At 64.9% G+C, this 14967-nt stretch carries 12 protein-coding genes and 2 tRNA genes; 10 read left to right on the top strand and 4 right to left on the bottom strand.

The genetic code is table 11. The features are described from left to right. Positions 1–76 precede the first annotated feature (76 nt). Complete coding sequence (locus J0X25_RS32825) at positions 77–1987, top strand: beta-CASP ribonuclease aCPSF1 (RefSeq protein WP_207288096.1); 1911 nt, start codon at positions 77–79, stop codon at positions 1985–1987. A 32-nt stretch (positions 1988–2019) separates the two neighbouring features. Here the strand turns inward: J0X25_RS32825 and J0X25_RS32820 are convergent, their stop codons facing one another. Continuing rightward, positions 2020–2262, bottom strand: coding sequence for an amphi-Trp domain-containing protein (locus tag J0X25_RS32820; protein ID WP_207288095.1), 243 nt, complete (start codon positions 2260–2262; stop codon positions 2020–2022). Between the two features lie 546 nt (positions 2263–2808). Then, entirely contained in the window at positions 2809–2973 is a 165-nt protein-coding gene (locus tag J0X25_RS32815) for a macro domain-containing protein (protein ID WP_207288094.1), read from the bottom strand. Positions 2974–3022: 49 nt separating this feature from the next. Here J0X25_RS32815 and J0X25_RS32810 point away from each other — a divergent pair, with 49 nt between their 5' ends. Together J0X25_RS32810 and J0X25_RS32805 are read left to right on the top strand one after the other, a co-directional pair. Then, a complete protein-coding gene (locus tag J0X25_RS32810; RefSeq protein WP_207288093.1) occupies positions 3023–4300 on the top strand; it encodes an MFS transporter in 1278 nt (425 codons plus the stop codon). Positions 4301–4509: 209 nt separating this feature from the next. After that, the gene (locus J0X25_RS32805) at positions 4510–6714 is read left to right on the top strand and encodes a universal stress protein (protein WP_207288092.1); all 2205 of its coding nucleotides are present in this window, start codon (positions 4510–4512) and stop codon (positions 6712–6714) included. Between the two features lie 212 nt (positions 6715–6926). Here J0X25_RS32805 and J0X25_RS32800 read toward each other — a convergent pair. Then, positions 6927–6998: transfer RNA gene (locus tag J0X25_RS32800), tRNA-Ala, on the bottom strand. Positions 6999–7163: 165 nt separating this feature from the next. Between J0X25_RS32800 and J0X25_RS32795 the strand changes: the two genes are divergently transcribed. The 5 genes from J0X25_RS32795 (at position 7164) to J0X25_RS32775 (ending at position 12145) form a co-directional block, all read left to right on the top strand. Continuing rightward, the gene (locus J0X25_RS32795) at positions 7164–8762 is read left to right on the top strand and encodes a long-chain-fatty-acid--CoA ligase (protein WP_207288091.1); all 1599 of its coding nucleotides are present in this window, start codon (positions 7164–7166) and stop codon (positions 8760–8762) included. Between the two features lie 733 nt (positions 8763–9495). After that, complete coding sequence (locus tag J0X25_RS32790) at positions 9496–9963, top strand: 30S ribosomal protein S15 (protein ID WP_207288090.1); 468 nt, start codon at positions 9496–9498, stop codon at positions 9961–9963. Positions 9964–9969: 6 nt separating this feature from the next. Beyond that, positions 9970–11169: an exonuclease gene (locus J0X25_RS32785; RefSeq protein WP_207288089.1), complete on the top strand. Its 1200-nt coding sequence runs from the start codon at positions 9970–9972 to the stop codon at positions 11167–11169. Continuing rightward, complete coding sequence (locus J0X25_RS32780; RefSeq protein ID WP_207288088.1) at positions 11166–11504, top strand: KEOPS complex subunit Pcc1; 339 nt, start codon at positions 11166–11168, stop codon at positions 11502–11504. Before J0X25_RS32785 ends, J0X25_RS32780 begins: the two co-directional genes overlap by 4 nt. Further along, on the top strand, positions 11501–12145 hold the full coding sequence (locus J0X25_RS32775) for a 30S ribosomal protein S3ae (protein ID WP_207288087.1): 645 nt from the start codon (positions 11501–11503) through the stop codon (positions 12143–12145). Before J0X25_RS32780 ends, J0X25_RS32775 begins: the two co-directional genes overlap by 4 nt. Before the next feature lie 266 nt (positions 12146–12411). On the opposite strand, the gene J0X25_RS32770 is transcribed toward J0X25_RS32775, so the two are convergent. After that, on the bottom strand, positions 12412–13512 hold the full coding sequence (locus J0X25_RS32770) for a hypothetical protein (RefSeq protein ID WP_207288086.1): 1101 nt from the start codon (positions 13510–13512) through the stop codon (positions 12412–12414). 978 nt (positions 13513–14490) lie between these two features. Here J0X25_RS32770 and J0X25_RS32765 point away from each other — a divergent pair. After that, positions 14491–14567, top strand: a tRNA-Glu gene (locus tag J0X25_RS32765). 63 nt (positions 14568–14630) lie between these two features. Continuing rightward, positions 14631–14933: a hypothetical protein gene (locus J0X25_RS32760; protein ID WP_207288085.1), complete on the top strand. Its 303-nt coding sequence runs from the start codon at positions 14631–14633 to the stop codon at positions 14931–14933. The last annotated feature ends 34 nt before the right edge of the window (positions 14934–14967 follow it).

The following is a 14967-nucleotide window of genomic DNA, read 5'->3' as shown; positions in this document are numbered from 1 at the left end:
TTCGATGCCAGTTTCTAGTACACGGGTCCCTCGAGGAGGTGTATGTGATCACCAGACAACGACAGCGATCCGATCTATGAGTGACGATACGAACGCTTCCGACCTGTACGACCGAGTTAGAAATGAGGTGCCCTCAGAACTGGACGTCACCGACGTTCAGTACGAGGGTCCCGATCTCGTTATCTATACTGAGACGGCTCGAGAGTTCGCACGCGATAGTGATATTCTCGGGACGCTCGCACACGCACTTCGCAAACGAATAACGATCCGTCCGGTTCCGGGAACGCAGTCGAGCCCGGACGAAGCCGAGGCGGTGATCCACGATGTCGTTCCCGACGACGCGAAGATCCAGGATCTCGAGTTCCACTCGTCGATCGGAGAGGTACTGATCAAAGCCGAGAAACCGGGGTTAGTAATCGGACAACGAGGAAGTACGATCCGCGAGATTTCGCAGGAAGTGGGATGGAATCCGGAAGTCGTCCGGACGCCGCCGATGGAGTCGTCGACGGTGGACAACGTCAGGAATTACCTTACGCAAGAACGAGCCGAACGGCGTGACTTTCTCGTCGACGTCGGCGAACAAATTCACGGCACGCCCGAGAACGACGTTGACTGGGTTCGAGTGACGACGCTGGGCTGCTGTCGTGAGGTCGGCCGTGCGAGCTTCGTTCTCCACACGCCGAATACGAAGATACTCGTCGATTGCGGCGACAAACCCGGTGCCGAAGGTGAGGTGCCGTATCTTCACGTTCCGGAAGCGATGCCACTGCCGGAACTCGATGCCGTCGTGCTGACGCACGCACATCTGGATCACAGCGCGTTGCTCCCCTTGTTGTTCAAATACGGCTACGATGGACCGATCTATACGACGGAACCGACGCGGGATCTCATGGGGCTCCTCCAACTGGACTATCTCGACGTCGCCTCGAAGGAAGGCCGGACGCCGCCATATTCCAGTGAGCAGGTCCGGCAGGCGATCAAACACACGATTCCGATCGGATACGGTGACGTCACCGATATCGCGCCGGACGTCAAGTTGACGATGCACAACGCGGGGCACATCCTGGGGAGCGCAACGGCGCACTTCCACGTCGGGAACGGCTTTCACAACGTCGTCTTCTCCGGCGACGTCCACTACGAACCGACGCGACTGTTCAACGGTGCGGTCAACGACTTCCCGCGAGCGGAAACGATGATCATGGAGTCGACGTACGGCCGACGGAACGATTATCAGACGGAGACCGAAGAGAGCGAAGCGCGGGTCCGTCAGATCATCAGAGAAACGTACGATCGAGATGGAACGGTCGTCATCCCCGCCTTCGCCGTCGGCCGCTCACAGGAGCTGATGTTAGTCCTCGAGGAAGCGATGCGCGAGGACGAGATTCCGACGATGCCGATCTATCTCGACGGGATGATTCGGGAAGCGACCGCGATCCACACGGCGTATCCGGAGTATCTCCGCGACGGGCTTCGGCGACGCATCCTGCACGAGGACGAGAACCCCTTCATGGCCGAGCAGTTCCACCAGGTCGACGGCGGCGGGGCGATGCGCGAAGAGATCGCCAGCGGCGAGCCCTGTATCATCCTCTCGACGTCCGGGATGGTGACCGGCGGCCCGATCATGTCCTGGCTCGAGTTACTCGGTCCGGACGCGGACAACACGCTCCTGTTCGTCGGGTACCAGGCGGAAGGGACGCTCGGCCGCAGAATCGAAAGCGGTCGCACGGAGGTGTCGCTCGAGGGCGGTTCCGGACGCGCGGAGCGATTGACGCTTTACTGTCGAATCGAGTCCGTGAGCGGATTCTCGGGGCACGCGGACCGAGCGGGTCTCGAGCAGTACGTCGAGGAGATGAACCCGCGGCCGGAGCGGATTCTCTGCGTTCACGGTGACGATCAGGCGACGGATCAGCTCTCGTCGGCCCTCTACCAGCAGTACGATATCAGGACGCATCAGCCGAAGAATCTGGAGACGTTCCGATTCCCCTGAGAGCGATCGGCCCAGTTGCTCGGCACGATATCCTACCGTGTCCACCTGATTTCGTACTCGAGTTCGTACCGCTGGTCCCCGGTTTCCGAATCCGTGAGTCGCTCGAGTTCGACTTCGAAGGTCGGCTCTTCGGGGACGGTGACCTGCTGCTCTTGGTCTGTACTCTCCAGGTGAACGGTGCCGGCCTCGATCTGTTCGGCGGCATCGATGAGCGCCTCGGCGATCGCCGATCGTGATTGTGGTTCCTCCGTTTTGAAGAGTTCTTCTTCGGGCATCAGCCGCTAGTACGACTCCAATTGTCATATACTCACCATCTGGTTCCCACGGTTGGGTTTCTGGTTGGTTCACGGAACGGTGAGTGAGGAGGTCGCTCCCTACGCAACGGTAGCAGTCGGTAGTGCTGGTGTTCACAGTCCGTCTCGTCACTAACTCAGCCGTGTCGGTGACTACTGATGCGTAGCGAACACCGACTGCGCTCGAGTGGTTGAGTAACGGATCTCGAACAGCGGCTACAGTCGACACTCCGTCGGTAATAAATCGGTGGACGGAAACGCCGAGTACCCCTACCCGCTGTCCACCGTCTTACTCGGTGAATCAGTGGTCGGTGGAATATGCTTTGTGGCCCTCTCTACTGAGCGCTTGTCCCGAATTATGTCGAATACAGCGGTGAGAGACGCCGAACGGGATTGGATAGCCAGGGATTCCGGCGAGCGCATACCCCCAGAGCAGTCGTTCAAATCTGCCTCTCGCTATTTCTCATCGGACTTTGCTATGGGGTTCTTTGATCCGGTGTTCCATCCGTGTGCGATAGATACCGCTGTTCATCGTCTCTCCTCGGCTATCGATTCGAGGTCGGCGTACTCCCGCTGCGAGTAGGTGATCGCTCGAGTGTCGGCCACCGACGATTCGTACTCCCGGACCTCCTCGCAGACGTATCGCACCCCCTCGTCGAAGTCGAACCCCGCGGCACCAGTACCGAGGATCATGCGTCCGCCGTTTCGAAATCTCTTTTTCGCCACATTCGAAAGAGGCGCCGTGGACGAAGATCGCCTCCAGTTCTGGTCGCTCTATCTCGCCCGGTTCGCGGAAGGGTTCGGCTTCGTCACCCTGATCACGCTCCTGCCGTACTACATCAACACGCTCGGTCCAACTGATACGACAGTTCTGGGAGTAACAATCAGCGCCGGACTCATCGTCGGCCTCTACACGACGGGCTTCACGTTCGCCCAGACCCTCGCCGTCGTTCCGATCGCGTGGGCCGGCGATCGATTCGACAAGCGGACCGTGTTGCTCGTCGTACTCGGAATCGGTGTCGTCGCCTACGCGCTGTTTCCGATCGTCGACTCGAGCGCGTCGTTCATCGTCATTCGAGGGCTACAGGGGATCGTCGTCACCGGAACCGGACTGATGACGCTCTCGCTCGTCGGGCAACTCGCCGACGTCGGGACGCGAGCCAACTACATCGGCAAAGCCAACGCTGCCAGTTTCGCCGCGTCGATCGTCGGGAGCCTCAGCGCGGGGACGCTCTACGAAGCGTTCGGGTTCGGCCCGATCTTCGCGATCATCGTCGGGATCGTCCTCGTCGCGTGGGTCGGAACCGTGTTGTATCTCGATCCGGACGAGACGCGCGTCCACGGATTCCCGTTTACCGATCTCGCACTCAACCGCCGGATTCTCACGCTCTCGAGTTTCCGCTTTCAGTACGCGTTTTCGGTGACGCTCGTCCGAACGTGGGTCCCGATCTTCGCCGGCGTCTCCGCGGCCGACGGTGGGTTGGCCTACGGCGGACTCGCCGTGTCGCTCACCGTCGTCGCCGAGAAGTTCACCAACATGTGCTGTCAGCCGTTTACGGGCCGGCTCTCGGACGGCTACGGTCGGGCGATGTTCGTCTTCGCCGGCGGCGGTGCATACGGCTTGGTCGCGCTGGCCGTCCCGTTTTCGCCGGCGATCGGAACCGCGCTCGAACTGCCGGCTCGCGTACCCCTGTTCGGCGACGTTTCGCCGGCGTTTCTCCCGCTCGTTGCGCTCTCCGGATTTCTCGGCGTCGCGGACAGCTTCCGCGAACCGGCGAGCATGGCCCTGTTCGCCGACGAGGGGACCGACGACGGCGGCGTCGCCTCGAGTTTCGGGATCCGCGAACTGATCTGGCGGCCGGGAAGCGTCGTTGCGCCGCTGCTCGGCGGCTGGCTGATGTACGAGATCAGTATGGCGTCGGTGTTCTACGTCGGTGGTGCGTTCGCACTGACCGGTGTTGGATCGTTTCTCGTGATTCTGGTGTGGTTTCACGGCCCTGACGCGCTCACCGAGTGGTGATGAGTGCATCCGTCTAGGCGATGGAGAACGAATATTCAGCAGAGTACGTGTGGCACGCAACTAAATTCGGGATGTTTATACCGGAGGTATCTCGTTGTTCGAACGAGAGCGGGGAGACTCTCCGTTGCGGTGTTTTTACCCGACTCGTCTTTCCCACCAGATGAGTGGTACGACCCGCCGAAATTGACAGCCAGTACTCACACACCCCCATGACAAAGGACCTCGAACGAGACCTCGGACTTCCAGCCGTATTGGCCATTAGCATCGGCGCGATGATCGGCAGCGGGATCTTCATCCTCCCCGCGCTGGCGATCAATATCGCGGGCCCGGGCGTGATCCTCGCGTATCTGATCGCCGGGCTGCTCGTCGTCCCGGCCGCGCTGAGTAAATCCGAAATGGCGACCGCGATGCCCGAAGCCGGCGGGACGTACATCTACATCGAACGCGGAATGGGCCCGCTGTTGGGGACTATCGCCGGCGTCGGAACGTGGTTTTCGCTGGCGTTCAAGGGTGCGCTGGCGCTCGTCGGTGGCGTCCCGTACCTCGTGTTGCTCTTCGACCTTCCGGTTAAACCCGTGGCACTCGTGTTGGCGGTCGTCCTCATCGCCGTCAACCTGCTCGGCGTGAAACAGACCGGCCGGCTCCAGGTCGCCATCGTCGTCGTCATGCTCGCCGCCTTGCTGTGGTTCATCTACGGCGGAATGCCCGCCACCGAGACGGCCAACTACGACGGGTTCTTCGCCGACGGCGCGGGCGGCCTCCTCGCGGCGACCGGTCTCGTCTTCGTCTCCTACGCGGGCGTCACGAAAGTCGCGAGCGTCGCGGAAGAGGTCGAGCGACCGGATCGAAACATTCCGCTGGGGATCCTCGGCTCGCTCGCCTTCACGACGGTGCTGTACGTGCTCATCGTCGCCGTGATGGTCGGGGTTTCTCCGCTCGAGGAACTGGCGGATACGGAGACGCCGATGGCAATCGCCGCCGAGGCGACGCTCGCACAGGCGGGGGTCGTCGCCGTCGTCCTCGCAGCGATTCTCGCGCTCGTCAGCACCGCAAACGCCGGCATCCTCTCGTCGTCGCGCTATCCGTTCGCGATGAGTCGGGACAACCTCGCACCCGACCGGTTCGCGGCGGTCAGCGACCGATTCGGGACGCCGACGACCGCGATCACACTCACCGGAAGCGTGATGCTCGTGTTGATCGCGTTCGTCCCCATCCTCGAAATCGCAAAACTGGCTAGCGCGTTCCAGATCCTCGTGTTCATCCTGATCAACGTCGCCATCATCGCCTTTCGGAACGCGGACATGGACGAGTACGATCCCAGCTTCGAATCACCCCTCTATCCCGCAATTCAGGTGTTCGGCATCCTCAGCGGGGTCGTCCTCCTCACCCAGATGGGGGGCGTCGCGCTCGTCGGCGCGGTTATCATCACGGTCGGGAGCGTCGCCTGGTACTGGTTCTACGCCCGTTCCCGAATCGATCGCGAAGGAGTCGCTGTCGATACGATCCGACGGAAAACCGGACGAGAGGCCGTCGATCGGACCGAGGCGTCGCTCGAATCGCAGGCGTACGACGTGCTGGTCGCCCTGACCGAGGGGACGACCGAGGAGCGCGAACAGCGACTCGTCCACATCGCGGCCGACATGGCCCGACAGCACGACGGTGGCGTGACGGTCATTCAGTTCGACGAGGTTCCCGATCAGGTGCCGCTGCAGTACGCCTCGGAGACGCAGTCCTCGGCCGACCTCCAGTTCGAAGCACAGACGGACCACCTCTCCGAGGAGTTCGACGTCCCGATCCAGTACGGCGAGATCGTCAGTCACGACACGAAACACGCTATCGTAAACTTCGCCGAGCACGAGGGTGCGAATGCGATCCTGATGGAACGCCATCCCGGGCGACTCAGTCACCAGTTCATCGGCAGTCCGATCGAGTGGATCCTCCGACACGCGCCGTGTGACGTCCTCCTCGTCGAGGACCGCGCGTTCGACGACGTCTCGGAGATCACGGTCCTCACCGACCAGAGCCCCTACGACCCTTCGAAGGTCCGCATCGCCGACGCACTCGCCGGCGAACTGGGGGCGACGGTCAGACTGGTGTACGCCATCGACGAGTCAGCGACGACCGACTTCAAGCGGACGCTCGACGACTACCACAGCGAGCTGGTGGACCTCTGTTCGGCACCGGTCACGACGGAAATCGTCGAAACCGACGGCTCGGTTGACGATCTTATCACGATTGCAGCGTCCACCGAGTTCCTGGTGTTGAGCAGGAACTACCGCCTCAGTCACGAACTCCGGGACAGCGTGAGTGACCAGGTAATCGACGCCGTGGAGATCCCCGTACTCGGCGTCCACACGCACGAATCGAAGCGCCCTGGTCCCCTCGGCCGTCTCGTCGAACGATACGTGTTCTAACCATCGGGATTTGAACCCGAAGGAAGGCGGTCGCTCGCTCCGCTCGCGCTGTGACTTTCAGGGTTTCAACTCCCGCCTCCGACGACAATTCGCGCCGCTCGCAAATATGCTCGCGGCGCAAGAATAGTGGACTCGCCGGGAGTCACGCGAGCGAAGCGAGTGTGACTACGGCGAGTTCATTGACTGGAGCGAACGTAGTGAGCGAAAGGAAATGGACTCGCCGGGATTTGAACCCGGGGCCTCTCCCATGCCAAGGGAGTGATCTACCTCTGATCTACGAGCCCTCGTACGCATCCACTCTTTTCCGTCGGGAATAGATAAACCCCTCGAAATTCTCGAGCACCCCCACGCTTTAGCACACCCTCGAGCCACGATCCACCCTGCAACCGCTGGAACCCGGGAGTAAACATTTGACCGAGAACGTGGTCGGTGGTAACGGGTGCCACAGAATGAAACAGGAGATGCTCACCACGGACTTCCTCGAGCGCGCGGTCGATATCTACGGCGACGTCACCGGCGTCGTCGCCCACGACGGGACGGCGTACACCTACGAGGAGGTAAACGACCGGGTCAACCAGCTCGCACACGCCCTCGAGGAACGCGGCGTCGAACGGGGGGACCGCGTCGCCCTGCTGGCGCCGAACACGCACTACTTCATCGAGACGCTGTACGCGACGAACAAGCTGGGCGCGGTGTTCGTCCCGCTGAACTACCGGCTGACCGCCGGCGAGTACCGGTACATCCTCGAGGACTGCGCGGCGAACACGCTGATCGCGGACTACGACTACGCGGCAAAGGTCGAGGAAATCCGCGACGAGATTCCGGCGGAGACGTTCGTCGGGTATCGGGCCGACGAGATAGACGGGGAGTGGACCGACTACGAGGAGTTCCTCGAGGGCCACCCCACCGAGGAACCCGACCGACCCGAGATCAGCGAGGACGACGACGCCAGCATCAACTACACCTCGGGGACGACGGGCGATCCGAAGGGGGTCGTCCGCACCCACCGCACGGAACACTGGCACGCCCTCGTGCTCAACCAGCACATGGAGATCCGGGACGACGACACCTACCTCTGGACGCTGCCGATGTTCCACTGCAACGGCTGGGGCCACACCTACGCGATCACGGGCACCGGCGGCACGCACGTCTGCCAGCGCACCTTCGACGCCGAAGGCGTCTTCGAGCGCGTGCGCGAGTACGACGTCTCGTTCATGTGCGGCGCGCCGACGGTCCTGAACAACCTCATCCAGTACTACGAAGAAAATCCCGGCCTCGAGACCACGGGCGACCGCGACGTTCGCATCGCGACGGCCGGCTCGGCACCCGCCACGGCCACCATCGAAACCGTCGAGGACGAGTTCGGCTGGCGGATCATCCACATCTACGGGCTGACCGAGACCGCGCCGATCATCACGACGAGCAACTCGCCGCGCCGACTCGCCGAGCGCGGCCGCGACCTCAAGGTCAAGCAGGGCAGCCAGACCCTCTGTACCGACGTGCGGGTCGTCGACGAGGACGGGACCGAGGTCCCCCGGGACGGCGAGACCATCGGCGAGATCGTCGTCCGCGGCAACCAGGTGATGGACCGGTATCTCAACAAGCCCGACGCCACCGAGGAGGCCTTCAACGCGCGCCTCGAGGGCTACTTCCACACCGGCGACCTCGCCACTATCGACGAAGACGGCATGATCGCGATCCAGGACCGCAAGAAGGACATCATCATCTCCGGCGGCGAGAACATCTCGAGCATCGAGGTCGAGGACGTGCTCTACGACCACCCCGACGTCCTGAAGGCCGCCGTTATCCCAGTCCCCAGCGAGCAGTGGGGCGAGACCCCGAAGGCGCTGATCGTCCCGCGTCAGGGTGCGGCGCCGGCCGAAGACGAGATCCTCGAGTTCGTCGGCGACCACCTCGCGGGCTACAAGAAACCCACGAGCGTCGACTTCGTCGACGATCTACCGGAGACCGCGACCGGCAAGGTCCAGAAGTACGAACTCCGCGAGGAGTACTGGGACGAAGAAGAGACGCGTGTGGGACAGCAATAATCGGTCACTCGATTGACCGCGATCGCACTCCATTCTTTCAGTACTGGATCTCTCGAGAACACCACGAAAGCCCCTGACGCGCTCGACCCTCCGGGGCTCGCTGCGCGCGCTCCCTACGGTCGCGTGCTTATTCCGGAAGACTCGCTTCACTCGTCTTCCGACGTTCGCCTCACTTCGTTCGGCTCACCGTCGCCCGGGAGGGATCGAGTGGGCGGTCGGCGGAGCCGACCGCCAATAACGTGGCGGCGAAGCCGCCACGCACGCGTCAGCCCCTTTCATTCCCACCCTACGGTGGCATGACCGGCCAGCCGACACGGGCGGGAATGAAAGGGGCTGCCGCTATCGAGGAAGGTCGACGAAGCAAGCACTGGAGCGAACGAAGTGAGCGAAGGCGTTCGAAAGACGCTTCGCGTCTTTCGTGATGACGAGAGAGCGAAGCTCTCTCGAACCACGCGCAGCGAGGCGCCCGACTCGATAGCGGCAGGGGCTTTCGTGGTGTTTGCGGGACAGTAATCGACTCTCGAGCACCGTTCGGCCGATTCGAGAATTCGAGGAAACCAGTGTAGAAATCCTTTAGTCCGTCCGAACGAAGAAACGCATGGGAAGCGCACGGCCGCAAATCTGACTGCGCCATTCGCTGTTCAGAGTGGCTTGGGATTGCGGAAGTGCACGGGCAGTCGCAGCCGCGACTGTCACACTATCGGAGCGGTCAGTGCGGTTCCTATCCTCACCAATGGCACGAATGCACACCCGCCGTCGCGGCTCGTCCGGTTCGGACAAGCCGGCGGCAGACGAACCCCCGGAGTGGAGCGACGTCGACGCGGAGGACATCGAGTCTCGCGTCGTCGAACTGGCAGAGCAGGGCTACGAGCCCAGCCAGATCGGGATGAAGCTACGTGACGAGGGCGTCACGGGCACGCCCATCCCGGACGTCAAGCTGGCGACCGGAAAGAAGCTCACCGAGATCCTCGAGGAGAACGACGCCACGTCTGACATTCCCGAGGACCTCTACAACCTGATGGACCGGGCCGTCCGGCTGCGCGAGCACGTCCGGGAGAACCCCCAGGACTACCAGAACAAGCGCGCCCTGCAGAACACGGAGTCGAAGGTCCGACGCCTCGTCAAGTACTACCGCGGCGACGAGCTCGAGCCGGACTTCCAGTACTCCTACGACGTCGCGAAGACCCTCCTCGAGGACTAACGCGAGATGGCTTCCGAGGGTCGGTCCGCCGAGTCGTCGCCCGCCGCTGCCGCCGAGGCAGTCGAGAGCGCCGGCTTCGTCCACGTCGTCACGCGAGCCGACGGCGACGCGCTCGCGGCGGGCGGACTCCTCGCGAGGGCGCTGGCCGACCGCGGGACGCCCTACCAGGTGAGCGTCGGGCGAACGGTCGCGGATCGAACCGACCGCGTTCGCGACCGTCAGCCGGCACCGGACGACGTCGCGATCGGTATCGGCGCGATCGACGCGGACGTGACGCGACTGGACGAGACCGACCGTCCCGCCACGCTCGCCGCGCTCGAGGTCGTCCGAGACCTCGGCGCGACCCCGGCACACGACCTCGCGCTCGCGGGACTCGTGGCCGCCGGCGTCGAACCGGGCGCCGGCGAGAGCGAGTGGCTCCTCGAGGCCGCCACCGAACGCGGCCTCGTCGAGCGGCGACCGGGCGTCGCGGTGCCGACAGCCGACCCGGTCGACGGACTCGCCCACACCACGCGCGTCCGCGCGCCGTGGTCGGGTGAGACGGCGGCGACGCGCACAGCCCTCGAGGGCCTCGGCGTCGACCTCGCGGCGCCCGACGCGTTCGACGCGGACGACCACCGGACGGTGGCCTCCGCCGTGGCGCTGGACGCGGTCGGCGACGACGACGCGGCCCCGGCCGCCGCGGAGACGATCCAGCAGGTACTGCGACCGTACGCGACCCCCGAGGCGCCGTTCGCGACCATCGGGGGCTACGCCGACGTCCTCGAGGCGACCGCCCGGGACGAGCCCGGAACGGGCGCCGCGCTGGCGATGGGCCACGACGCCCGCCGACCGGCGCTGGACGTCTGGCGCGAGTACGGCCGCCAAACGCACGCCGCGCTCGAGGGCGCCTCGACCGGCCGCTACGACGGGCTGTTCGTCGTCGGTATCGACGACGGCCCCGTCGAGGCGGTCGCCGACGTCGCCGCGGCGTTCCGGTCGCCGGAGCCCCTCGTCCTCACCATCGGGGCGGGCGAGGCCGGCCTCGCGACCCGCGACGCCGGGACCGACCCGCTGGGGCCGGTCCTCGAGGCGGTCGCCCGCGAACTCGAGACGGCCGGCATCGACGGCGTCGGCTACGATAGTACCCGTCGGCGCGGCTACCTGCGGTACGACCCCGACGTGGACGAGTCGACGATCATCCAGATCGTGAGGGAGCGACGATGAGTCGACGCGCGACGATTCGGACGACCCACGACGACCCCGCGCTCGTCGCCCGAGCGCTGGCCCCCGACAACACCGACGAGATGGAGACCGCCGTCGACGGCGACGACGGCGGCGATACCGAGACGGCAGGCGCCGTCGTCACGCGGATCGAACGCGAGACGACCGGCGGCCTCCACTCGAACGTCGACGACTACGTCGTCAACCTCGAGGTCGCGATGGACGTTGCGGCCGCTGCACGGAACGCAGGCGGAGCCGACGAACAGCACGAGCAACCAGCGGACGCGGGGCTCGCGTTCGATGCGAATGCGGACACAGATACACCCAACACACAATGAGTGAACGATCAGTTTCACGCGCGAAACAGGAGAAGCGGTGGTACACCATCCTGGCACCGGAGCAGTTCGACCGGAAGGAACTCGGTGAAACCCCCGCTGACGAACCGGAGAAAGTCTACGACCGGACCATCGAAACGACGCTCGGCGACCTCAACAACAACGCCAGCGAGAACAACACGAAGCTGACCTTCAAGGTCACCGACGTCGGCAGCGACTCGGCGTACACGGAGTTCGTCGAGCACTCGCTGACCCGCGACTACCTGCGCTCGCTGGTCCGCCGCGGCGCCTCGAAGATCGAGGCCTACGTCACCGTCCTCACGACGGACGACTACCGCGTCCAGATCCAGCCCGTCGCCTTCACGACCAAGAAGGCCGACGCGAGCCAGGAGAAGGCCATCCGCGAGCAGATGGTCCAGATGATCGAGGAGGCCGCCGCCGAGCGCTCCTTCGAGGAACTCATCGACAGCGTCGTCGAGGGCCGGCTCTCCTCGGCGATCTACGGCGAAGCGAAGACGATCTACCCGCTTCGACGCGTCGAGATCCAGAAGGCGACGCTCGAGGCCCACCCCGAGGAAGTCGCCGAAGAGGAAGCGACCGCGGTCGACGTCGACGAGGAAGACGTCGCCACGGGCGACGACTGAGCCCGGTACTCGACGCCGACGACCGACGATCGATTTTTCTCGCCGATGGCAGCGCCGAGCGGCCGCCGCGTTCGGACCCCGACAGCGTGGACCCGACGGTCGATCGCCCATAGCCGACACACAACTGCCCGTAGCCGACGCACGACCGCCCTGGCCGACGGCCGAATTCGACGCGGAGTGACCGCTGGATCCCCACCGAGTGACCGCCGACCTGTCCGAGTGATCGGCGCGCGAGAACCCCTCTCAGGTGACCGCCATCTCGGAAATCAGGTGACCACCACCATCTCGGTGACCGTGTGGGCGCCGGTATCGACCCTGACGGGGAACTCCTCGCGGCCGCCGGAGGGGGTCCCGGCGCGGAACTCGAGAGTGATAGCCGCCGACTCGCCCGGATCGAGCGTGAGTGTTTGGCTGTCCTCGACTTCGGGCGAGTGGCCGACGACCAGTTCGACGTCGGTCGTGCCCGCCTCGTCCCCGACGTTCTCGATGGTCGCCGACACCTCGAGCAGTTCGTTGGGGCCGACCGGGGAGTTCGTCGAGACCGAGGCGACCTCGAACAGCGCCGGATCCGAGTCACCCTGCCCGACGGCGTCCTCCCACCGCGACCTGATTTCCTCGAGACAGCCCTCGGCGTGGGGGTTGCCGTGGGTGGTGCCGGCGACCCGATAGTCCTCCTCGTCGGTCGTCAGCCCCGTCAGAACGGTGCCGTACTCGCCGTAATTGGGAACGTCGACGTAAATTCGGTCACCGTCCTCGATCACGCGCGAGTCGTCCGAGATCCGGACGACGATCGTCCCCGTGAACGGCGCGTCGACGTCCTCGCCGACGGTGATCCCGTCCTCGATGATCGTGTTGCCGACCCCCGACTCGGTGTAGAAGATCGTGCTCGCGTAGCAGGGATAGCCGTCCTCGAACGTTCCGGTGAGCCGCGCCTGCGTACAGGCGTCGAACGTCACCCCCTCACCGGGATCGCCGCCGTCCGCAGTGACGACCACGCTCTCGGAGGCCTCGTGGGCACCCGTATCGACCCGGACCGGGAACTCCTCGCGCCCGCCCGACGGCTGCCCCGCCCGAAACTCGAGCGTGAGCCGCTGGCGTTCGCCGGGCGCGAGCGTCAGGGTTCGACTGTCCTCGACTTCGGGCGTGTGGCCGACGATCAGTTCGACGTCGGTCGTCCCCGTCTCGTCGCCGACGTTCTCGATGATCGCCGTCACCTCGAGCAGGTCGCCGCCGTTGACCGGCGAACTCGTCCGCGCGGTCGCGACCTCGAACAGCGCCGGATCGTCCTGTGCGGATGTCGTCGCCGGACCGACGCCCGCAGTGCCGATTCCCCCACCGGTGAACGCGATGAAGCGTCGTCGGTTCATACCCTAACCTTGCGTGTCAATCCCAATCAAACCATACGGCACGTGTCATGTTCGACTACTGTCAGTGCGACTGGTCGCTCGGCAGGTAATTCCGCGGGCGGGACGGCCCGTGGGTCGCCGCACCGTTCGCCCGTGGCGCGCGGTCGTCCGACCGGGACGCTCGACCGCTCGTCCCCTCGAGTCGGGTCGACGAGTACCGTTCGGAGCCGACCGATATGAGTGTGTGTATCATACCCAAAGCACAGTTAAGGAGATCGCACCAGTGACATCGAAACGAAGTCTTCAGACGCGCACAACGAATTCAGGTGATCCCACGTGACCGCTCGCTCCGCGCCACGGCTCCGCTCGCTTCTTTCGACTCGAGCCGTGACGCACGGTTTCGGCGGGCTCGAACGCCGCGAACCCGTGGGAACCCCGGACGATCTCGGGTATCCGAACTGGTCCAGTACTCAGACACTGGCGACCCGTCTCGGGATCGTCTGATCCACTTGCCCGCATAATCCGGCCCCCACACGGAGTACCCGTCCGGGGCCGGAGAAGACGGGCGCGCCGCTCGCGAGGCACAGCGTCATCGCCGTCGTTCGCTGTCGACCTCGCTCGCGGCATCTCGATTTCGGTTACGGCGACACCGCGAGCCGGTAGCGATCGAGCCGCCGGCTCGGTCGGCGCGCCGGCTGCCGTCCACGCGGTACGCGAGTAGCCGTGGCCCCGTTCAGTTCGGGTCTCGCCGCCGGAACCGCGAGATCGAGACCCGACGACGAAGCCCGCGAGGGATGCGCATCGAGACAGGCACCGACTCGCCCGACCGGGACGACCGTCCCCGACCGGGTGACTGCGAGGGTCCCGGAAGGGACTACGACCTGCACGAACCGGTGCCCATTCCCGGCCCTCGGCGGCCGGAGGACGCCGCTCCGCGACGGACCGGCCCCGGAATCGGGCCGTCCCGTCACGTACTGCACCGAACCGACCGCCGACCCGGCTCCCGGAGTCTCCGGTGGCGAGAGACGCCAGCCCTTCGAGCTGGAGGTCGGGGGTTCGATTCCCCCCCGGGAGCACTGCGGAACCGCTCGCGTGACGGGCCGCCGTCCGCGACGAGCGCTCCACGCGGAGGTGAAACGATGACTGCGCTCAGTACCACCGACGACGATGTGGAATCGACCGGACACGCCGCGGTCGCGACGGTGCGGGTCCCGAACGGAGCGGACGGCGGTCTGGCGCTCGAGGTCGAGCGCCGGCTGGGAGCGGTCGACGGCGTCACGGAGGTCGTCGTCGACGGCCTCCGCGGAATCGAGCCGCGGCTGTCCGCGACGGTCGTGACCGCGACGGTCACGGTCCGCGCGGAGGCGAGCGTCGCCGGCGAGGTGCGGGACCGGCTGTCGGACGGTCCGGGTATCGAGAACGTCGATTTCGGGGGTGCGTGACGGGTCCGTCCCCACGCGCCACCGGACGCAGCCG

The sequence above is a fragment of the Haloterrigena alkaliphila genome, assembly GCF_017352155.2.
GTDB lineage: Archaea > Halobacteriota > Halobacteria > Halobacteriales > Natrialbaceae > Haloterrigena > Haloterrigena alkaliphila.
This window is presented reverse-complemented; position numbering and strand designations above follow the sequence as displayed.

Bases quoted from the DNA above. Each gene is read 5' to 3' on its own strand.
- J0X25_RS32825 (WP_207288096.1), top strand. From the start codon at position 77: ATGAGTGACGATACGAACGCTTCCGACCTGTACGACCGAGTTAGAAAT.
- J0X25_RS32820 (WP_207288095.1), bottom strand. From the start codon at position 2,262: ATGCCCGAAGAAGAACTCTTCAAAACGGAGGAACCACAATCACGATCG.
- J0X25_RS32815 (WP_207288094.1), bottom strand. From the start codon at position 2,973: ATGATCCTCGGTACTGGTGCCGCGGGGTTCGACTTCGACGAGGGGGTG.
- J0X25_RS32805 (WP_207288092.1), top strand. From the start codon at position 4,510: ATGACAAAGGACCTCGAACGAGACCTCGGACTTCCAGCCGTATTGGCC.
- J0X25_RS32795 (WP_207288091.1), top strand. From the start codon at position 7,164: ATGAAACAGGAGATGCTCACCACGGACTTCCTCGAGCGCGCGGTCGAT.
- J0X25_RS32790 (WP_207288090.1), top strand. From the start codon at position 9,496: ATGGCACGAATGCACACCCGCCGTCGCGGCTCGTCCGGTTCGGACAAG.
- J0X25_RS32785 (WP_207288089.1), top strand. From the start codon at position 9,970: ATGGCTTCCGAGGGTCGGTCCGCCGAGTCGTCGCCCGCCGCTGCCGCC.
- J0X25_RS32780 (WP_207288088.1), top strand. From the start codon at position 11,166: ATGAGTCGACGCGCGACGATTCGGACGACCCACGACGACCCCGCGCTC.
- J0X25_RS32775 (WP_207288087.1), top strand. From the start codon at position 11,501: ATGAGTGAACGATCAGTTTCACGCGCGAAACAGGAGAAGCGGTGGTAC.
- J0X25_RS32770 (WP_207288086.1), bottom strand. From the start codon at position 13,512: ATGAACCGACGACGCTTCATCGCGTTCACCGGTGGGGGAATCGGCACT.
- J0X25_RS32760 (WP_207288085.1), top strand. From the start codon at position 14,631: ATGACTGCGCTCAGTACCACCGACGACGATGTGGAATCGACCGGACAC.